Genomic DNA, 17,777 nt, shown 5'->3' with positions numbered 1-17,777 from the left:
CGGGGACGAAATCCCGGCCGGCTGATGTTGTTCGATCAGCCCTTCTTGGCGCCGATCTTCTCGTCCCAAATGCGGAAGGCTTCGACCAACTGCTTCGGCTCCAGGGGAACCTCCAGGGGATTGTTGGCGATCCAGTCGGTATATTCCGGTCGACCGAATTCCTTCAGGGTGTCCTGGCTTTCCTGCGGCGCCATATCAATTGTGACGTCCTTGACGGCCGGACCCGGATAGAAGTAGCCGGCGTCGTAGGCGATTGCTTGCTGCTTGGGCTGCAGGACGTAGTTGAGGACGTCGATTAGCACGCCGATCTTCTCGTCGGACACGCCCTTCGGGATCACTGCGTAGTGGGCGTCGGTGACCCAATGGAAGCCATCGAGCTTCTGCACCTTCGCTTCAGCCGGAACGATGCCGAGCGCCCGGGGATTAATGTCCCATCCGGTCGTCGAGACGACGATGTCGCGGGTTCCCTCGCCAAGCTCCTTCATCACCTGGCCAGTGCCGGTCGGATAGTATTCGATGTGTTCGCCGAGTGCTGCGAGATAATCCCACGTCTTTGACCAGCCCTTGGCGGGATCGCGCGGGTCGCTGTCGCCGAGCAGATAGGGCAAGCCCATGAGGAAGGTGCGGCCGGGGCCGGAATTGGCAGGGCGAGCGTAGATGAAGCGGTTCTTGTTGGCCTTCGCCCAGTCAAGCAGCTCCTGCGCCGACTTTGGCGGCGTGGGCACCTTGTCAGGCATGTATTCAATGAGGGGACCGGACGGGTAGTAGGTGACGACGACGCCCTGATCCTTGGCAAGGGCCTGCATCTTGAAGGCCTGCGGCTGCAGGATTTGCTCGAGGTTGGGAAGCTCGGATTTGTGCGCTCCGAGATCGATCCAAAGTCCCTGGTCGAGGCCGGCCGAAAGTGCATCCGTGCCTGTCAGTACGAGATCGATATCGACCTTGCCGGCTGCCTGCTGCGCCTTGATCTTGCCAGGGAGTTCCGGCGCCGGTGCCTTTGTGAAGGCGAAGCTCGAGACCCATTCCGGCTTCTCCGCGGCATAGGCCTCGAACATGCCCTGCGTGAGGGCGAGGTTGCCGGCGACATCCGCGATCGTGATGGTGACTGGACTTGCCGGTTTCTTGGCCTGTGCAAAGACCTTCAACGGCAGCATGCTCGCGACGGCCGCGCCTGCGGCGGTGCCGACAAATGTTCTGCGGGTGACTTTCATATTGTTTCTCCTCCTCTTGTTGCCGGGCACCGCAAAACGTGGTGCTGCGCGTCCCCGAACCGATCGTTGCAGGGATCGGCACCTTCTCTTAGATGCGTGAAACATCTGAAATGATTGCCGAAAACACCATTCCTCCCGGTGCAGCTTGGCAGTCGCGATAAATTGATATACTAGTATTCACGAACGAGTCAATGTCAGGGCCGCACGTAATGCAGGCAACAGGTGTTTCCATTCCCGCGACCTTGCCTTCCGGGGCCGAGAGGCCGGCGAAGCTTCGTCGCGTGACGACCGCAGATGCCATCTACGACAGGCTGTACGCCGACATTCTTGCTCTGCGTATGCGACCGGGAATGCAACTGCAGGAAAAGCGCATTGCCGAAGAGTTCAACGTCAGCCGCACACCGGTGCGTGAGGCGCTGCTTCGACTGTCGGAAGGCGGGCTTGTCGATATCTATCCGCAATCGGGCACCGTCGTGTCGCGCGTGCCCGTCGCGGCCATCCCGGAGGCAGTCGTCGTTCGCAAGTCGCTTGAGGGTACCACGGTGGAACGTGCGGCCGAGATCGCGACAGCTGCCGATATCAGTCGCCTGGATGGCATCATCTCACGACAGAGATCACTGGCCGCACTCGGCGACCCCTCGGCGTTTCACGAAGAGGATGAGGCGTTCCACGAGGCGATTGCCAGCATTGCCGGATATCCTGGGATCTGGACGATCCTCAAGACGGTCAAGGTGCAGATCGACAGGGCGCGTCGGCTGACGCTGCCGGTTCTTGGCCGGATGGACAATGTCGTGCACGAACACGAACTCATTCGCGAGGCGATTGCGGCCCATGATCTTCAAGCAGCGCGCGCGGCAATGATGCATCACCTCAGCGCCGTCATACCCGATGTCGCCGAGCTTCGAACTCAGTATCCAGATTACTTCTGCTGAGCCGATCAGCGGACAACGACAAGACAATCCCAAGGAGGAAGTGCATGCGCCAGGGTTGGAGATGGTTTGGGCCTGAGGCTCCGGTGACACTTGATGAGGTGCGCCAGACCGGAGCGACGAATATTGTTTCGTCCCTGCATCAGGTTCCGATCGGGCGCGCGTGGACTGAGGCTGAAGTGCGTGAGCGGCAGGCGATGATCGAAACCACGCCGGCTGGGCGCTCGAGCCTCACATGGTCCGTCGTCGAGAGCATCCCCATTCCCGATGCGGTCAAGCGCAATGGCGGGCGGGCAAAGGCGGAAATCGAGGCCTGGATTGCCAGCCTGGAAGCTGTTGCCGCCTGCGGTATTCCAATTGTTTGCTATAACTTCATGCCCGTCGTCGACTGGACGCGCACCGAACTCGACCATGTGATCGATACCGGTGCCACCGCCATGCGCTTCGATCACGAGAAGTTTGCTGCCTTCGATCTGTTTGTACTCCAGCGCGCAGGTGCCAAGGAACAGTACAGCGCCGAGGATGCGGCGCGGGCGCGCGAAGTGTTCGACACGATGAGCGAAAGCGAAATTGCGGAGATCACCCGGATCATCACATCTGCCCTGCCCGGCTCTACGACCGAGCCATTGACGATCCCGCAGTTCCGCGAAAAACTCGCCGCCTATGCCGGGATCGATGCCCCCAGGCTGCGCCAGCACCTCATTGAATTCCTTCAAGCGGTGACACCGGCTGCCGAAGCGCGTGGGGTGAAGCTGACGCTGCACCCCGACGATCCGCCGCGCTCGCTGTTTGGCCTGCCGCGTATTGCATCTACCGAGGATGACTATGCCGCACTCTTCGATGCCGTGCCCTCTAAGGCAAATGGCATGTGCTATTGCACCGGCAGCCTCGGTGTTCGTGCGGACAACGACCTGGCCGCAATTGCCCGGCGCTTTGCTGCCCGGATCCATTTCGCGCATCTGCGGGCAACCAGACGCGAGGGCGACGGCCGTACCTTCCATGAGAGCGCCCATCTGGAGGGTGACGTTGATATGGTCGCGGTCCTGAAGGAGCTTGTGGCGGAGGACCGGCGGCGCCAGGCAGACGAAACGATCGTTTTCCGTTCCGACCATGGTCATCGCATGCTCGACGATCTCAACAAGAACGTGACGCCAGGCTACCCGGCAATCGGGCGTTTGCGCGGTCTGGCCGAGCTCCGCGGCATTCTCCATGCGCTGGGGGCGGCGCCGTCGTGACGGTGGCCGCATCGCATTGAGGATCTTTTAAAGCGCTTGTTGTGGGGGTGAAACGGCGGATCGTCCGGCACGTGGCATCTCACGCATCGGGAACAAACTTGGGCACGGCTCATTTCTTTTCTTGCAGAGAGGAGAAACGACATGACGTATGACCCCAATGATCCCAACCGCAATCCCGACACAGATCACGATCTGCGCACGCCACCGGTGCATCGCAGCTCGAGTGCCTGGATCGGATGGGTTGCCGCGATCGCTGTGATCCTCGTTGCGGCGTTTGCTATCACGGACTGGTTCGACCGGCCGGGTACCGACATGACCCCGACGGCTTCGACGACTGAAACTCAGCCGGTGAAGCCGCCGGTAGCGCCCGCCGCGCCGTCCAGCGAGCCGGTAACGCCAGCCCCGGCCAATCCTTCGACCGGCGGCACGACACCGCAATAACCATGGCCGGAATCGGGAGCCTTCCCGTTCCTCGGGGGCTCCCGAGTTCTGATGCACTCTGGTCGGTTTCAGCCGGCCGCGGCTCTCCTGGCCACGGCCTGGGTCGCGACCGATAGGGCGTGTTGTCCGGCTCCCCGGAGCCAGGTACACGCACCATCAGTGTGTCGCTGCGCGCTTTCTGGAGGCGGCAAGGATGTAGTCGTCAGCAATATCGGCGATTGCCATTGCGATTTCCGTCGACGAAAAGCCGTCGAGTTTGTCGCCCTGGATGATCAGATAGACGGCTTGCTCGATCTTCTCCCTGCAGGCGGAAAGCCTGTCGGCGTGACTGATTACTATAGGACGTAGTTCCATTGCCCTCTCCGGTCGTTCTTGATCTGTGTTGAATGCTGACATTGGTTAAGCGGTGCACCTGTTGACAACCGAGACGCTGTCGCAGACGCCCACCCATCGCTCAGTTCAGCGAAATGGCTTTGCCGCCAATCATCTCCGCTGGAGCGATCGGCGATCGAAGCTTCAACTTAACCGTGCCTCGACCATAGTCGCAAAAGTTCAAAGCGGCTCGTGAAATCGACGTGACACGACCATAAATTGAATCGCCAAAAATATGTACCGCCCAGGGTCAGTGTTGTGCTGCATCAATACTGTTGCTTGAGCGCTTTGACCTTGGTCTCATTTGCGCGACAGGGATAAATTCGCAACGGCGGGGGAAAAATTTGGGCGATCAGCAATTAGCTTCTTGAAATAATTTACTCTCGGTTGTATTTTTTCAGAGTTCAAAGATAATGCCAGTCTGACACGAGGAAACGGTGAGCGCCATGAAGGCCAAGACTCCAAACGCCATTGATGCCTATGTGGGCGAGCGTGTTAGGTTGAGGCGGAAGCTACTTGGCATGAGCCAGGTTAGCCTTTCAGAATCGCTTGGGATTACGTTTCAACAGCTCCAGAAATACGAAAAAGGTGTCAATCGCATAGGTGCGAGCCGGCTCCAGCGGATTGCGGAGGTCCTTGGCGTGCCTATTGGCTTCTTTTTCGATGAAGAGGGGGCGCATACGGCAGGTCTGCAGTTGAGCGCTGAGACCGATGAAGTTGCGCATTTCATCGCCTCGAAGGAGGGGTTGGCGCTAACGCGCGCCTTTATCGCGATCGAAGATCCGAACATTCGTCGAAAGCTGTTGGCGCTTGCAAGGAGCCTTGGCTCCTCGCAATCGGTCACGGATTCGCATGAGGGCTGGGAACGCGCGGACGAAACACGAGGATAGGCGGTGCTGCACCTCCAGACATTTGGCGAACTGCGGCTGACAGATGAAGCGGGCCATGCAGTCGGCTATCCCGCCAAGGCACTGTTGACGATGGCGTATCTCTTCACGTGCAAGGGTCATGCGCTCACACGCCAAGAGGTGGCTTCGTTTCTGTGGTCGGATGCCGAAGCCGATCAGGCCGGTCTCAATCTGCGAAAGCTGATTTCCCGTATTCGACAAATCGATGACAGCCTTGCCGCGCCACTTCGGATCACCTCGGCCTCCGTCGAACTGCGGGCGGAACTCCTGACCGTTGATATTGAAATACTCGATGAGGCAAAATCGCCGATGGACAGGCTGAAAGCGAGTAGCGATCTGCTTCAGCGTGAATTCGTCGGCAATGTTCGCTCAGCCAGCAAAGCGGTCGACAACTGGATCGCGCGGGAGCAGCGAAGCCATAGGGCCAAGTTGCGCCAGACACTCCTCGATGCGGGCTCGGCTGCTCAGTGTGCCGACGATTATCGCGCCGTGTCGGGCGCTGCTTTGCAGCTCCTGGAACAGGACCCGGCCGATGAGCAGATCCGGGCGATCCTCCGCGGGCTGCCGGGAGTAGCCGACCCGGACCTACTGCCTCGGGGCGAACGCCAAGCGAGAAGCTATTTCGTGTCAGCGGAGGCGCAGAATGCGACCACCCCTGAGGCGGAGCTTCGGGCCGCTTCGAGCCTGCCGCGGCTGGTTCTGCTTCCGCCAACGTCCCAGGGTAACGTCGTTGGTCTGTCGCTTGCCGCCGCGCTGATCGAAGATGTCACGATCGAGCTATGCGGCCTCCGAAACATTTCCATCGTTGCGCCTCACACTGCGGAGCAAATCCGTCGTGACTCTGACAAGGCGGCCATGATTGCCCGCCACTCGATCTCCTATCTTCTCGATACAAGATTTTCGGGCGAAGGCCTCTATGCGCAACTGGTCTATTTCCCGACGGACGAAATCATCTGGGCCGTGCGATTTCCCATGACCGCGGCAACGCTGCCAACCCAGCGACGGCTCATGGCCCAGCACTTGTCATTATCCGTCGTGGATGAACTTGCCAGGAATGAGGAAGCCCGACTTAGCCTGGAGGCGAACCCGCAGGCATATCACTCCTACCTTGTCGGCGCGAGCCTGATGGGCAAGCTGACCTTGCCGCACATTCGCAGGGCGAGAGCGGCCTTCAAGGAGGCGTTGAAATATAACAAGGATTTTTCACCAGCGTTTACCGGCCTGGCGCGGACTTACACCAGCGAATGGCTGGTAACGGCGCAGGGTAACGAAGAGCTCTTGGGCCTTGCTGAGCAGAGTGCGTTGAAGGCCATCGAGCGGGACGAGGCTTTCGCCGGCGGCTATCGCGAACTCGGCGTGACAAAACTCTATCTCGGCGACGTCGATCAGAGCGTGGCGGCGCTCAGCCACGCGGAAGAATTGAGCCCTCATTTCGCCGACGTGATCTATAGCCACGCCGACACACTTGTTCATGCCTCGCGTCCCAAGGAGGCATTGGCCAAGATCGAGAAGGCGATCTCGCTCAACCCCATTTCGCCTGACAGCTATCTTTGGTGTGCCGCAGGCGCGAGCTACTTCCTCGAGCGCTACAACGACGCCATTGCCTATGTGGAAGCCATGAAGGACAAGGAGCCGGCTTACCGCATTGCTGCTGCGAGTTGTGCAATGATTGGCGATCGCAGGCGGGCCCAGTTTTATCGGCAGCGTGCGCAAGCGCTGAACCCGGTCTTCGACCTGGAAAAATGGCTTTCTGTCATTCCGTTCAAGGAACAATGGCAGAAGGATCTCTATAGAGAAGGGCTTTTGAAAGCTGGATTTTGACACCAACGAAAGGAACCGTCATGTCAAGGGCAGTAGTATTCGGGATTGCAGGGGATGCGAAACTTTGGATTGCCGACCTCGATGCGGGGACCGTCAAGCCACTCGATGGGGCAACCGGTGATCTGGCGAAGGTCGCGGATTTGCGCAAGGCAGGTGCGTCCATCGTCAAGAAGGTGGATTTCGCGATTGCGGTTTCTTCGGCGAAAGCGGCGTTTTCCGGTCACGTCGAGCCGAACCCCTGACCAACATCAAGCTGGCCGCCTATTCCGACCGCACGGTTCCACCCTCTGAGACGCTGGCCCGAACCGCGCCACTACTCGCAAACTTTGGCATAACACGCGTGGCGCGCCACACCGGCTTGGACAACATCGGCATCCCGGTGTGGTGCGCCTATGTCCCCAATGGGCGTTCGATCGCGATCGCCCAGGGCAAGGGTCTGACCGACGACGATGCCAAGGCTTCGGCCGTTATGGAAGCGCTTGAGCGCGTCGTTGCCAACAGGCCGACCATTGCAACGCTTTGCGCCTCGGCGAACGATCTGCGGGAGGAGGGATTCCCTTTTGACACGCTTGCTTGCCTGATTGGTCGGCATGAGGACGACATTCGGCTCGATGAACAGATTGACTGGGCGCTTGGCAAGGATCTCCTGACCGATCGGGGCGTGTATGTTCCCTTTGAGGCGGCACTTCTGGACCGCACCCGCCGCAATCGCTTCTGGATGTCTTCCGATGGTCTTGCCTCCGGCAATACGATGGAAGAGGCCACCCTGCACGGACTCCTTGAGCGTGTCGAACGCGACGCATTTTGCCTCTGGCAGGTTGGCGCCGTTGAGGATCGGCTTTCGCGCTGCATTGATCCGGCAAGCTTCGAAGATCCGTGGCTCGATGACCTCGTTCGAAAGATTGAGGCGGCCGGTCTTGTCGTTCGCCTGTTCGATATGACAAGCGATATAGCTGTGCCCTGCTTCACGACCGTCCTCGGGCCCGCGGAGCGACGGGGCAACAATATTCGCTTTGTCGAGGTGACGGGAGGAAGCGGTGCGCATCCCTCCCCTGTCCGCGCGGCCATTCGGGCAGTAACAGAAGCCGTTCAGTCGAGGATAACATACATCAGCGGCGCCCGCGACGACCTGTCGCCGGACCAGTTTCAAAGGCCTGTGCCTGCGGAGACCTTGCGTGCCCTCGATGCCATCCCAGTCGCCTGGAGCGCTGCTGCGCGGTGCGATGACAAACCGAACCTCAACAGGATCCTCGATGCCTTGCGGGAGCGACAGATCGCGCCAGTGATCGCGCTACCACTCAGCGACCCCGCCTTCCCCTTCCATGTCGTCAAAGTCTTCGTTCCAAGCCTCGAAAACCCCGAGGGCGCGCGGGCGCGTCGCTTTGGCGCCCGCGCGATCGCAAAGGCGCTGTTCTCATGAAAGTCATCTTTGTTGGGCCGAGTCTCCCGGACGCAGCGACGCTGGCAGGAGATGGGGTCACCGTCTATCCGCCCGCCGTTCAAGGTGACGTGTTGGCCGCAGTGCGAAGAGGCGCCCGAGTCATCGGCATCGTCGATGGCGGTTTCGAATACACCGCGCCTGTCTGGCACAAAGAGATCCTTTTTGCACTCTCACGGCAGGTCCGTGTGTTCGGTGGTGCAAGCATGGGGGCGCTTCGCGCGGCGGAATGTAATGTCTTCGGAATGGTCGGCGTTGGCCGGATCTACGGCGAATATGCCTCGGGAGCGACGGTGGACGACGCCGATGTAGCGCTGCTGCATGGCCCCATGGAACTCGCATATCGGGCGTTGACCGTGCCGCTGGTGAATGTCAGGTCGACACTCGATAAGCTGGAGGGTCGGCAGATGCTGACGCATGAACTTCGCGTAGCGCTCGAAGTCGCTGCTGGCGATTTGTTCTTCAAGGAGCGGACTTGGAGGGCGATTGTGGCAAATGCGGATGTTTCCACCGATCGGCAGGAACTCCTGTCGTTGCTGCGATCGAACGAGGTCGATCAGAAACGGGCGGACGCTCTCGCTCTGCTGGACGCTGTCCGAACGGCGGACGACGACTGCTCCACCCCGGCTGAGTTGGCGTGGCAATTCAACGAGACCTTTGTCCGCTCGGAAGAGCGATAATTTGGAAGCCGCCTCATTTAATGCAACAATAAAGTGTGTCACGGGGTTTTCACGGGCCTTTTGCGCGCACACTGAATATTCTCCAATGGTTCGAGGGAGAATAGATATGAGTGCAGCATCGGCAAACGGATCGGTGGTACTAGACGGCGGTGAGCGATCTTCTGAGGACTTGGATGAGCTCGTCGCACTGGCGCGTATGATCGCCTACGCGAAATATGCCGCTGAAGATGCCGATGTGGTGGGGGCTATGGACTACCTTGGCATGGCGCTGAATGAAGTTCTGCGTGAGATTGGGCCCGGTCCGCATGAGGGCCTGGCGGACGTGATGGCGTCCAACGCGGCGACGTGCCTGAATTGACATGAATTGAGGGGACGGTGGGGATGGGGCCGGCGCGCTGCGTCGGCCCTATTTCAGTTTCTTGGAATAGACGCAGAGCTTTTCGGAGTGTTCATAGTCGTTGCTTTTGTAGTACTCCGCAACGCCGCCCGTACTGCGCGAGACGAGCCAAACGTGGACATAGCCCATTGCGCGAGCGTCCTCCTCCAATGTGCGCAGGAGGCGGGAGCCTATCCCCCTGCGCTGGTACCGTGGCCTTATCGCTATTTCCGCGACGTGGATCCCGCGTCCCATGACAGAGGTGTGCGGCAGGCCGAAGGCGAAGCCAACGGGTCGTTCGGCATCGAACGCGGCCACCGCCAGGCACATCGGCGTCGTTGTCAGTTCGTCTATGCGTGAGATTGCGTTCTGAAGGCACCACTCCTCGTGCCAGGGCGGCCTCGCGTAGGCTTCGACGATGATGTCAGCATTGAGGAGTGCCTCATCCCGGGTCACGCGTCTATAAATTATCGGCATTCATACACTGTCGCCATCACCGCGCACGACACGCTTGATGGCGCCTTCCTGTTCACTCCGCCCCAAAGCGTTAAAGCATAGGCCATACGATCCGTGTTGTGACTTCATCGTGACACGCGTTTTGCGCGAAACCCCGGAGCGACCTGCAAGCCAGTGCGATGGGCCGGGTGCCGCCCGGCACAGAAAGGCGCTTCGTGAAAGACTGAGCGCCTTTTTCCTTTTGACATTTGCTGTTGCTCGCCCGAAACAGCGTATGATGTGGCGCGAGGAGAAACCGCAGATGAACGATAATGTCATTCAATTCCGTCGACGAAAGCCGCCCCGGCCACCCCGGCCTGGCCTTCGCAAGCTCGCGATCGCCGCAGCAATTCTTGCACTGTTCGTTGCCGCGTGGGGGTATTTCACCCTGTTCAGCCCGCCGGTCTGACATCGCGTCGCGCTGGCGCGGGTTGGCGTTTGACGCTGGTAGCACAAGAACATGGCCCGATGTGCAGGCCGCATCGTTCGGCAAAACTCTCTCATCCAGGCATTTGATCTGAGGCAAGGCGCGCTAGTCTTTTAAAGGGAGTGGTGCGCAAAACTCGTGCGGGCCGCATAGTTTCGCCCGAACCGCCATGTCATGAGAACCGCACATATCGCGGAAGCGAGAGATTCCAATGAAATTGCCCGTAATTGACAATATCGATCGAAAGATTCTCCGATTGCTCCAGAGCGAGGGTGATCTCAGCCACGCCGCGCTGGCCGAGCGGGTCGGGGCATCGAGCGCGTCATGCTGGCGCCGCATCAGGGCGCTGGAGGCGGCGGGCATGCTGGGGCGGACTGTCAGGCTCGTGAGCCCCGAAGCCGTTGGCCGTGGGCTGACCGTGTTCTGCCAGGTGCGAATGAAGACGCATGATCCGGCTGCAAGAGATGATTTCGAGCGATTCGCAGAGAGCCATGAGGAAGTGCTTGAATGCTATTCGATGTCGGGTGATTGGGACTATCTGTTGCGCGTAGCCGTCGCCGATGTCCAGGACTACGAGCGTCTCCTCATGCAGGGTATTCTGACGCACCACGCAGTGGCGACATCGTCGTCGCATTTCGCCTTGAAGCGGGTGAAGTACTCCACTTCGGTTCCAGTTTGAGCCGGTCGCTTTTCTCTGGTTACTCCGGCGAGGCGTGTTGTTCCCCTCAGCAATGTTCGGACCTTGGTCCTAGGAGGGCCGGACTAACGTCCAGTGGTGGTCAAGGAAAGGTCTGATGTCAACGATTGCGAATTGACGGTCGGGTCGACCCGTGGGCAAAATTGGCAAGGGTTGATCGGCTAGCATTTGCAATGCCGCGCGGTTTTTATCTGGGCCCCAGCCCAAGATGGCTGACAGCGCCGGCTGGCTGGATCGCGACCAGGAAAACCATGGAATGCAAGGAATTGTGATGCTCTCACGACGTAGTTTTGTTGTGGCTCTATGCTCGATGTCAATCGGTCTGTCGCTCGCGGCAATGCCGTTCAAGGTCGCGGTTTCGGGCGGCTCGTTCAAGCTCAGTCTCCAGGCTGCCGAGGCCGCCAAAGGCGGCAACGGCAATGGAAACAGCGGAGGCAACGGCGGCAACGGCAATGGAAACGGCGGAGGCAATGGCGGCGGTGGCGGCAACGGTGGCGGAAATGGCAACGGTGGCGGAAACGGCGGTGGCAATGGTAATGGGCATGGCGGGGGAAACGGCAACGGCGGAGGGAATGGTAACGGGAACAGCGGCGGCAAGTCCAATGGTAGCGCCACGACCGGAAAAGGCTCGACGGTTGATGTTGATGCGGACAACGCGTCAATGGAGGTCCGCCACCGTGACGGCATGAGCGAATTCATCCGGAACGGCCGTTACATCATGAAAGACGCCCGTGGACGCACGATCGTCAATCGGCGGGCAACCTCAGCAGATGAGGCGCGCCTTGAATCCTTCATTCACTGATTGCCCCGCCCGTCGGTGGCATCGCGCAGCGCTATAGCCGCTTCCGTTCGGTTGGCGACGCCGAGCTTTGCCATGATCTGCGTCATGTGATGTTTAACGGTCTTTTCGTGCAGATCGAGCTGCCTTGCGACGTGCTTGTTGCTCAAGCCGGAGGCGACCAGCTGCAGGACCTGCAGCTCACGGGCGGTCAACGCCTCCAGGGCCGATGGTGTTTTCGGTGCGGGTGAAGAGCGGCTGGAAAGTAGCCGCGCAGACAGCGCCGGCGCGACATAGCTTTCACCAGCTGCCACGCTGCGGATAATCTCTGCAAGCGCCCTTGAACCAACCCCCTTCAACACATAGCCCTTTGCGCCGCTATTCAATGCCGCCGTAACATCATCGCTGGATTCGGAAACCGTAAGCATGACAATCTTTTGTGATGGTACGGTTGTCAGAATGGGAAGGATCGCGTTCAACCCGCCGCCAGGCATGGAAATGTCCATGAGCAGGACATCGGGCTGGAGGGTTTCGGCGACCCTGATTGCATCGTCCTTCGTGCTTCCTTCCGCGACAATCTGAAATCCATCTATCTCGGACAGGCTCCGGGATACCCCTTCCCTGAACAATGGATGGTCATCTATGACGGCGACGCGAATTCCTGCTGTCATGACTGGGCAATCTCCTCGCTGCTGAGCGACATGCTGACTATGGTACCTTGTGCGGATGTTCGGAGCTGGAAGGTGCCGCCCAGGCTTTCAATCCGCTCTCGCAGTCCTGCAAGGCCAAGGCTGGCAGGGCCGACATCGTCGGGATCAAAGCCGGGGCCGCCGTCGGAAACCTCGATGCTGATGCGGTCACCTTCCATGCGTTGCACGACCCGTTGTTCTTTGCCGCCGCCGTGACGGTAACCGTTGTTCAACCCTTCCTGCACAAAGCGATATACGCAGATCTTGGCGGAGGGCGAAAGATTTTCGGGCGTCTCCGCTACCGATAGTTCAACGCTTGAGCCGGTCCGCTGCTCATGCGCGCGCACACTGCGCTCCAGTATCTCCGTTAGTGTTGCGGCTTCGATCTGCGGCAACACCAGCCCATTGCAGATGGTCCTGATCTCATGCATTGCCTCGTCCAGGCTTTCCTTGATGGCTGCAATTTCACCCTCGCGCCTGGATGCCGGTGTTGAGGGATCGACCAGCGCATTGCTGTCCAGGCGCAATGAGGCAAATGCAACAAGCTGCGCTGGTCCGTCATGGAGATCTGCACCAATGCGCCGCAGGTGGCTTTCGTTGAGGGCTGTGGCGCGTTGGGACGCACGCTGGACGCGCCTGCGCAAGGCCTGGTTCTGGGATAGCAACGCTGAAAGGTCATCCACGCGCCGCCTTAGAGCATGCCGCTGATCATCGATGGTTCGGCTGCCTCTCAACGCGATCGCCGACAACACGATAAAGAATGCAAGCGTGAAGGCGGCGACGGCCATCCAGCTGTGCAATCGCGCCTCATTGAGGCTGCGCTCGAAATCATTGGCTATTTCATAGAATTCGGACACGGCGACAACCTGTCCGGACCATGGCTGCAGAACGGGGTTGTAGATTTCGAGCAGGGGTTTGCCGCTCGCCCGCTCGACCTCGTCTTCCGCATCTTCCAGACGATTGAACTGGGCGACCATCGTGCCAGAAAAGGCCGCCTTGAGGTCGTCGCTCAACTCGAAGCGCTTTCCTTGCATGGTTTTGTCGTTTGAATAGAGAACCGTGCCGTCCGCGCGCCAAAGCCGGAAGGAGATCAGGCGGTTTCCAAGCGCCCCCTGCTCCAGCGTCTCGTCTAGCGCGCGGGAAACACTATCGTCGAGCTCTTGGGCCGTCAGCATGTCAGGCAGGAGGGGGGCAATCACACTGTCGACGTAGAGGGCGGTGGATGCCGCCGAGTTGCGGGTCACCGCGTCTTCGATCAGACTGCTCACGAATGCGCCGACCAACACCATCGCCACCAGCGACACGGCGCCTCCTGTGAACAGGAACTGCCTGGCCAATGATTGCGAATTCCATCGTTTTATGAGTTCACGGGGCCGCACGAGATGTCTCGGGATCGGCCGCCAAAATTGCGTGGCGGCACTTTAGTTGTTTCGATCGTAACCTAGCTTCATCCCGCGGCGGGTCAAACGATATCGCCTCGCAGCCCCCAGGTTTCGGACCTTTGGTCTTTTGTGGATAGGACCTTGGTCCTATCTGCTGAAGCAAAGGTCTGACCTCCATGGAGCCGGCGCGCGACGCGGGCTATCGTCGTTGTGATTTGGAACGCGGCGTGTCCGCGTCAGGCCGGAATGCCTCCTTCTTGCCCGCCGCGAGGAGCCAGGCTTTCCGTCCGTACGAACAACGGCAAAGCGGTTTTGAACCGGAGGTTGATATGAGCATTTCCAGCATTCTTGGACGCAGCGTCATTGCGCTGACAATTGCGGTTGTACCCGCCGGTGGCGCCTTTCTCGGTTTGGAGGGTATCGCCTACGCAAAAGGCGGTAACGGGAATGGCAATTCCGGCGGCGGCAACGGCAATGGGGGCGGTAACGGAGGCGGCAACGGGGGCGGCAACAGCAACTCGGGCGGCAACAGGGGCAACGGTGGCGGGGGGAGCCACACGGGCGGCAATTCCGAACACGGGAAGAAATCCGATACCGTTGGCTCACACGGCTCGCATGCAAAGAGTAAGGACGACACCCGGAGAGATCACCCGACGTTGAAGTCGTTCTTCACACACGAGAAGAAGGCGGCAACGACGACCAGGACCAGAACCGCCACAACGACAAGAACGAAGGCCGCCAAATCCGAGTTTGCCGGGCTGAACTCGCTGAACAGGAATTACCACGCCTACTTGCATTCGAACGATCCGCGAATGGCGGCGGTTTCGGCCTATGTGATGGCCTATGCGGAATTCGAGGCCGAGAATGGGCCGGATGCCATCCCTACGGACCCTGCTCTTAGCGACGAAGCCCTTCGCGAAGCACTCTCGAGCTTTACCAAGGGCGGCGAAGTGAGTGACGGGGCTCTCGAGCGAGCAAAGGACATCTTGGGCGTAGGGCCCGCCGTTGGCAAGATTGATCAGGTTCGTGACACTCTTCCAGTGGAGGAGCCTGCGCCGGAGCCCGTCGAAAGCGCGCCTGTGGAGGATGAGGCGCCGCCACCGCCGGTGACGGTCATCGTCGAGCAGCCCTGACGCTTTCAAAACTTGGCCACCTCACGGACACAACGCGCCGTGCGGTGGCCCAAAAATGCAGGTTGCACCAGCCACGGGCTCGGCAACCACTACTTAGATCGAGCCAAGGATGGCTCGGACGGGGCAGCGCCGCCGCTCTTCGCCGCCTGTTCCAAGGCGCATCGGTGCCTTCTGAACCTTCACCTTCTTGATCCGGGATTGCTTCTGTCGCGCTAAAGGCGTGTCTCTCAAGGCAGTTCCTTTCGCCGTTTGTGGACAGCTACAGGCGGAATCGGTCCTTTCCACCTTCTCATGTAACTCGACGGCGGCCGGCCGCGGCACGGCTGGGTCAACCTCGTTCTCATATGTGCGGCCTCCGTCAGCCGACCACATAAGGGAGCCAGTGACGGGTTTGCCGAATCTCGCGAATCGAGCTAGTTCTGTAACTACGCAAAAAGAGCGAATTATCGCTATAGAGCGAAACAATTATTGAATTAACTGTTCATCAACCGTATCGGCGCTTAGGCTATTGGAACGAACTGAGGAAAGAATCGTGAATCGCCACTTAAGCAGCCTCGACTTCATGCAGAGCTTTTCCACCAAATTGGAGCTCGCCCTGCAGAATCTTTCGATGGCACAGTATCCACCGGACGCGCGCCGCGAGATGCGGAAATTTTCCTCGTCGGAAGTCGCAGCGCTCCTGGATGTCTCGGAAGCCTATATCAGGCAGATCGTTCTGAAGGACAAGGGTCCCTCGCCCGAGACGACGTCAAACGGCCGCCGCATGTACACGCTCGAGCAGATCCTCGAGTTGCGACTGATGCTGGCCGGAAAGGGTCGCAAGAAGTGGATGAACCCGCGCCGTGTCGAGGGCGAGGAATGCCAGATCATTGCGGTCACCAATTTCAAGGGCGGCTCCAGCAAGACATCCACGACCATTCATCTTGGTCACTACCTGGCGCTCAAGGGCTACCGGGTATTGGCGGTCGATCTCGACCCGCAGGCGTCGCTTACCAGCCTGCACGGCGCGCTTCCGGACTTCGATCCGCGCGAGGACGAAACGCTCTATGCGGCCATTCGCTTCTCGGATCCCAAGCCGACGAAATCGCTGGTCCACACCACGCATATTGCCGGCTTCGACGTGATCTGCGCCGGGCTCGACCTGACAGAGTTTGAAACGGCTGTTGCTCTCGAGATGCGCAAGAATGGCGGCACGAGCTTCCTTCTGCGGGTATCTCAGGCCCTCGAGCAGGTTGCGGATGACTATGACGTAATCCTGATGGATTCCGCGCCTTCCCTGAACTTCCTTACTCTGTCGTCGCTGACCGCGGCCACCGGCGTCATCATACCGGTCCCGGCACACATGCTGGACGTCGATTCGACGGGGAAATTCCTCGAGCTTGCCTCGTCCTACATGCAGATCTTGAGCGAGATGGGGAGTTCGGCCCAGTGGGATTTCGCGAAGTTCCTCGTGACGAAATTCGAAGCCAACGATCACCCGCAGGCCAACATGACTGCGTTGATGCGACAGGTCTTTGGCGAAGACCTGCTGTTGAACATGGTGACGAAGTCAACGGCTGTTGCTGATGCATTGACGTGGAAGCAGAGCCTCTATGAGGTGCAGCGTTCGCGCTTCTCGGCACCGAAAACCTATGACCGCGCAATGGAATCGATCAACGCGGCCAATGCAGAGATCGAGAAGTTGCTTTGGGCAGCATGGGGGCGCGAATGAGCCGCAAGGATTCGCGCGGCATGTTTGCCAATGTGCTCGGTCAGCTTGAGCAACCGAGCGCAGCGCCGGCCGCCAAGCCGACAACATCTCCACACCTTCTCAAGGTCGCCGCTGGCGTCAGGCAGATACAGGAAAAGGGCGAGGTTCTCGACAGGCTCCTCAAGGACGGCGACCATATTGTCGAGGTCGACCCCGATGACGTTGCTCCCTCCTCGATTCCCGACCGCTTCGATGGCGCCTATGACGATGCGGCCATTGATGAGATTGCGACGTCCATCAGGGAGCGTGGGCAGATTGTCCCTGGCTTGATCAGGCCGCACAAAGGTGATGGGCTGCCATACCAGATCGTGTTCGGAAGACGGCGTTTGGCTGCCGTCAAAGTGCTTGGACTGAAATTCCGCGCTATTGTCCGCGAACTCAGCGACGAAGAGGCGATCGTCTTCCAGGGTGAAGAAAACGCCAACAGGAATGACCTTTCCTTTATCGAGAAGTGTGCATTCGCACTGTCACAGGAGCAGGCGGGATATCGGCGCGACGTAATCTGCGCGTCGCTGGCGACAGGAAAGTCGCACGTGTCGGAGATGCTGCGGATTGCAACGGCTATCCCCCGAGATGTTCTGCTGGCGATCGGCTCGTCACCGGAGATCGGTCGTCGCAGATGGATCGAGTTTGCGGATGCCTTTGCCAAGCGCCAGGACGGGGTGGCGCGCGTCAAGCAATCGCTGAGCGAGGACAAGCTCGTCGCCGGGAAAGATCGCTTCGCTGTCGCATTGGGTGCGCTGAAGGCTGAGGAGGCGCCGGCTGCCGCGCGGCCTTCCGTCACCGAAATACGCGCAAATGGCTTTCTTCTGGCGACCGTAAGCTACGCGAAGACCGGCCCGAAGATGAGCTTCACCAAGGCTGTTCCGGATAGTTTCGTAGACTTTTTGAACGATCGTATGGAGGCGCTTCACAGCGAATTCGTGCAGTCAATACAACGCAAAAGCAAAGGATAACGCCGCAAAAGAAAAAAGCTCCCGAACGTTGCCGTAACGGAAGCCCTTCTCATAGGTTA

The 17,777-nt window shown here is 59.4% G+C and carries 20 protein-coding genes; 15 read left to right on the top strand and 5 right to left on the bottom strand.

What is annotated here, in order from left to right; translation table 11 throughout:
* Window positions 1-35 precede the first annotated feature (35 nt).
* On the bottom strand, window positions 36-1,211 hold the full coding sequence (locus RHIBUN_RS0103125) for an extracellular solute-binding protein (protein ID WP_025658402.1): 1,176 nt from the start codon (window positions 1,209-1,211) through the stop codon (window positions 36-38).
* A 209-nt stretch (window positions 1,212-1,420) separates the two neighbouring features.
* Here RHIBUN_RS0103125 and RHIBUN_RS0103120 point away from each other — a divergent pair, with 209 nt between their 5' ends.
* The 3 genes from RHIBUN_RS0103120 (at window position 1,421) to RHIBUN_RS0103110 (ending at window position 3,816) form a co-directional block, all read left to right on the top strand.
* Window positions 1,421-2,143, top strand: coding sequence for a GntR family transcriptional regulator (locus RHIBUN_RS0103120; protein ID WP_025658401.1), 723 nt, complete (start codon window positions 1,421-1,423; stop codon window positions 2,141-2,143).
* A gap of 44 nt (window positions 2,144-2,187) precedes the next feature.
* On the top strand, window positions 2,188-3,375 hold the full coding sequence (uxuA, locus tag RHIBUN_RS0103115) for a mannonate dehydratase (protein WP_025658400.1): 1,188 nt from the start codon (window positions 2,188-2,190) through the stop codon (window positions 3,373-3,375).
* Between the two features lie 141 nt (window positions 3,376-3,516).
* Window positions 3,517-3,816, top strand: a complete 300-nt coding sequence (locus RHIBUN_RS0103110) for a hypothetical protein (protein WP_025658399.1) — start codon at window positions 3,517-3,519, stop codon at window positions 3,814-3,816.
* Between the two features lie 156 nt (window positions 3,817-3,972).
* Here RHIBUN_RS0103110 and RHIBUN_RS0103105 read toward each other — a convergent pair whose 3' ends face one another.
* Window positions 3,973-4,170: a hypothetical protein gene (locus RHIBUN_RS0103105; RefSeq protein WP_018855520.1), complete on the bottom strand. Its 198-nt coding sequence runs from the start codon at window positions 4,168-4,170 to the stop codon at window positions 3,973-3,975.
* Window positions 4,171-4,634: 464 nt separating this feature from the next.
* Between RHIBUN_RS0103105 and RHIBUN_RS0103100 the strand changes: the two genes are divergently transcribed.
* The 6 genes from RHIBUN_RS0103100 (at window position 4,635) to RHIBUN_RS0103075 (ending at window position 9,393) form a co-directional block, all read left to right on the top strand.
* Window positions 4,635-5,078 (top strand): helix-turn-helix transcriptional regulator, encoded by a 444-nt coding sequence (locus RHIBUN_RS0103100; protein ID WP_025658398.1) that lies wholly within the window; start codon window positions 4,635-4,637, stop codon window positions 5,076-5,078.
* Window positions 5,079-5,081: 3 nt separating this feature from the next.
* Complete coding sequence (locus RHIBUN_RS0103095) at window positions 5,082-6,917, top strand: peptide antibiotic resistance protein (protein WP_025658397.1); 1,836 nt, start codon at window positions 5,082-5,084, stop codon at window positions 6,915-6,917.
* A 20-nt stretch (window positions 6,918-6,937) separates the two neighbouring features.
* Window positions 6,938-7,159: a hypothetical protein gene (locus tag RHIBUN_RS0103090; RefSeq protein WP_025658396.1), complete on the top strand. Its 222-nt coding sequence runs from the start codon at window positions 6,938-6,940 to the stop codon at window positions 7,157-7,159.
* Window positions 7,160-7,170: 11 nt separating this feature from the next.
* Entirely contained in the window at window positions 7,171-8,337 is a 1,167-nt protein-coding gene (locus RHIBUN_RS0103085) for a YcaO-like family protein (protein ID WP_198021130.1), read from the top strand.
* Window positions 8,334-9,035, top strand: coding sequence for a TfuA-like protein (locus RHIBUN_RS0103080; protein WP_025658394.1), 702 nt, complete (start codon window positions 8,334-8,336; stop codon window positions 9,033-9,035). Before RHIBUN_RS0103085 ends, RHIBUN_RS0103080 begins: the two co-directional genes overlap by 4 nt.
* 106 nt (window positions 9,036-9,141) lie before the next feature.
* The gene (locus RHIBUN_RS0103075; protein ID WP_025658393.1) at window positions 9,142-9,393 is read left to right on the top strand and encodes a hypothetical protein; all 252 of its coding nucleotides are present in this window, start codon (window positions 9,142-9,144) and stop codon (window positions 9,391-9,393) included.
* Window positions 9,394-9,441: 48 nt separating this feature from the next.
* Here RHIBUN_RS0103075 and RHIBUN_RS0103070 read toward each other — a convergent pair whose 3' ends face one another.
* Entirely contained in the window at window positions 9,442-9,888 is a 447-nt protein-coding gene (locus RHIBUN_RS0103070; protein WP_025658392.1) for a GNAT family N-acetyltransferase, read from the bottom strand.
* Between the two features lie 280 nt (window positions 9,889-10,168).
* On the opposite strand from RHIBUN_RS0103070, the gene RHIBUN_RS36740 reads away from it, so the two are divergent.
* The 3 genes from RHIBUN_RS36740 to RHIBUN_RS0103055 all read left to right on the top strand — a co-directional run bounded on the left by RHIBUN_RS36740 (window position 10,169) and on the right by RHIBUN_RS0103055 (window position 11,832).
* Complete coding sequence (locus RHIBUN_RS36740; RefSeq protein WP_198011797.1) at window positions 10,169-10,315, top strand: hypothetical protein; 147 nt, start codon at window positions 10,169-10,171, stop codon at window positions 10,313-10,315.
* A 229-nt stretch (window positions 10,316-10,544) separates the two neighbouring features.
* Window positions 10,545-11,012 (top strand): Lrp/AsnC family transcriptional regulator, encoded by a 468-nt coding sequence (locus RHIBUN_RS0103060; RefSeq protein ID WP_018855511.1) that lies wholly within the window; start codon window positions 10,545-10,547, stop codon window positions 11,010-11,012.
* Between the two features lie 328 nt (window positions 11,013-11,340).
* Window positions 11,341-11,832: a hypothetical protein gene (locus RHIBUN_RS0103055; RefSeq protein WP_084659633.1), complete on the top strand. Its 492-nt coding sequence runs from the start codon at window positions 11,341-11,343 to the stop codon at window positions 11,830-11,832.
* Here RHIBUN_RS0103055 and RHIBUN_RS0103050 read toward each other — a convergent pair.
* Both RHIBUN_RS0103050 and RHIBUN_RS0103045 read right to left on the bottom strand, forming a co-directional pair.
* Entirely contained in the window at window positions 11,826-12,479 is a 654-nt protein-coding gene (locus RHIBUN_RS0103050; protein ID WP_025658390.1) for a response regulator transcription factor, read from the bottom strand. The genes RHIBUN_RS0103055 and RHIBUN_RS0103050 overlap by 7 nt on opposite strands.
* Window positions 12,476-13,876, bottom strand: a complete 1,401-nt coding sequence (locus tag RHIBUN_RS0103045) for a sensor histidine kinase (protein ID WP_025658389.1) — start codon at window positions 13,874-13,876, stop codon at window positions 12,476-12,478. The genes RHIBUN_RS0103050 and RHIBUN_RS0103045 overlap by 4 nt, the downstream gene beginning before the upstream one ends.
* A gap of 332 nt (window positions 13,877-14,208) precedes the next feature.
* Between RHIBUN_RS0103045 and RHIBUN_RS0103040 the strand changes: the two genes are divergently transcribed.
* The 3 genes from RHIBUN_RS0103040 to repB all read left to right on the top strand — a co-directional run bounded on the left by RHIBUN_RS0103040 (window position 14,209) and on the right by repB (window position 17,718).
* A complete protein-coding gene (locus RHIBUN_RS0103040) occupies window positions 14,209-15,012 on the top strand; it encodes a hypothetical protein (RefSeq protein WP_025658388.1) in 804 nt (267 codons plus the stop codon).
* 532 nt (window positions 15,013-15,544) lie between these two features.
* The gene (repA, locus tag RHIBUN_RS0103030) at window positions 15,545-16,723 is read left to right on the top strand and encodes a plasmid partitioning protein RepA (RefSeq protein WP_025658386.1); all 1,179 of its coding nucleotides are present in this window, start codon (window positions 15,545-15,547) and stop codon (window positions 16,721-16,723) included.
* On the top strand, window positions 16,720-17,718 hold the full coding sequence (gene repB / locus RHIBUN_RS0103025; RefSeq protein WP_025658385.1) for a plasmid partitioning protein RepB: 999 nt from the start codon (window positions 16,720-16,722) through the stop codon (window positions 17,716-17,718). The genes repA and repB overlap by 4 nt, the downstream gene beginning before the upstream one ends.
* The last annotated feature ends 59 nt before the right edge of the window (window positions 17,719-17,777 follow it).

The organism is Rhizobium sp. IBUN (genome assembly GCF_000510625.1).
GTDB classification, from domain to species: domain Bacteria; phylum Pseudomonadota; class Alphaproteobacteria; order Rhizobiales; family Rhizobiaceae; genus Rhizobium; species Rhizobium altiplani.
The sequence above is the reverse complement of the archived record's forward strand: the minus strand, read 5'-3'. Positions and strand labels throughout refer to the sequence as shown.

What these genes read in the sequence shown, in the direction of transcription:
- RHIBUN_RS0103125 (WP_025658402.1), bottom strand. Translation starts at nt 1,211, where the DNA reads ATGAAAGTCACCCGCAGAACATTTGTCGGCACCGCCGCAGGCGCGGCC.
- RHIBUN_RS0103120 (WP_025658401.1), top strand. Translation starts at nt 1,421, where the DNA reads ATGCAGGCAACAGGTGTTTCCATTCCCGCGACCTTGCCTTCCGGGGCC.
- uxuA (WP_025658400.1), top strand. Translation starts at nt 2,188, where the DNA reads ATGCGCCAGGGTTGGAGATGGTTTGGGCCTGAGGCTCCGGTGACACTT.
- RHIBUN_RS0103110 (WP_025658399.1), top strand. Translation starts at nt 3,517, where the DNA reads ATGACGTATGACCCCAATGATCCCAACCGCAATCCCGACACAGATCAC.
- RHIBUN_RS0103105 (WP_018855520.1), bottom strand. Translation starts at nt 4,170, where the DNA reads ATGGAACTACGTCCTATAGTAATCAGTCACGCCGACAGGCTTTCCGCC.
- RHIBUN_RS0103100 (WP_025658398.1), top strand. Translation starts at nt 4,635, where the DNA reads ATGAAGGCCAAGACTCCAAACGCCATTGATGCCTATGTGGGCGAGCGT.
- RHIBUN_RS0103090 (WP_025658396.1), top strand. Translation starts at nt 6,938, where the DNA reads ATGTCAAGGGCAGTAGTATTCGGGATTGCAGGGGATGCGAAACTTTGG.
- RHIBUN_RS0103080 (WP_025658394.1), top strand. Translation starts at nt 8,334, where the DNA reads ATGAAAGTCATCTTTGTTGGGCCGAGTCTCCCGGACGCAGCGACGCTG.
- RHIBUN_RS0103075 (WP_025658393.1), top strand. Translation starts at nt 9,142, where the DNA reads ATGAGTGCAGCATCGGCAAACGGATCGGTGGTACTAGACGGCGGTGAG.
- RHIBUN_RS0103070 (WP_025658392.1), bottom strand. Translation starts at nt 9,888, where the DNA reads ATGCCGATAATTTATAGACGCGTGACCCGGGATGAGGCACTCCTCAAT.
- RHIBUN_RS36740 (WP_198011797.1), top strand. Translation starts at nt 10,169, where the DNA reads ATGAACGATAATGTCATTCAATTCCGTCGACGAAAGCCGCCCCGGCCA.
- RHIBUN_RS0103060 (WP_018855511.1), top strand. Translation starts at nt 10,545, where the DNA reads ATGAAATTGCCCGTAATTGACAATATCGATCGAAAGATTCTCCGATTG.
- RHIBUN_RS0103055 (WP_084659633.1), top strand. Translation starts at nt 11,341, where the DNA reads ATGTCAATCGGTCTGTCGCTCGCGGCAATGCCGTTCAAGGTCGCGGTT.
- RHIBUN_RS0103050 (WP_025658390.1), bottom strand. Translation starts at nt 12,479, where the DNA reads ATGACAGCAGGAATTCGCGTCGCCGTCATAGATGACCATCCATTGTTC.
- RHIBUN_RS0103040 (WP_025658388.1), top strand. Translation starts at nt 14,209, where the DNA reads ATGAGCATTTCCAGCATTCTTGGACGCAGCGTCATTGCGCTGACAATT.
- repB (WP_025658385.1), top strand. Translation starts at nt 16,720, where the DNA reads ATGAGCCGCAAGGATTCGCGCGGCATGTTTGCCAATGTGCTCGGTCAG.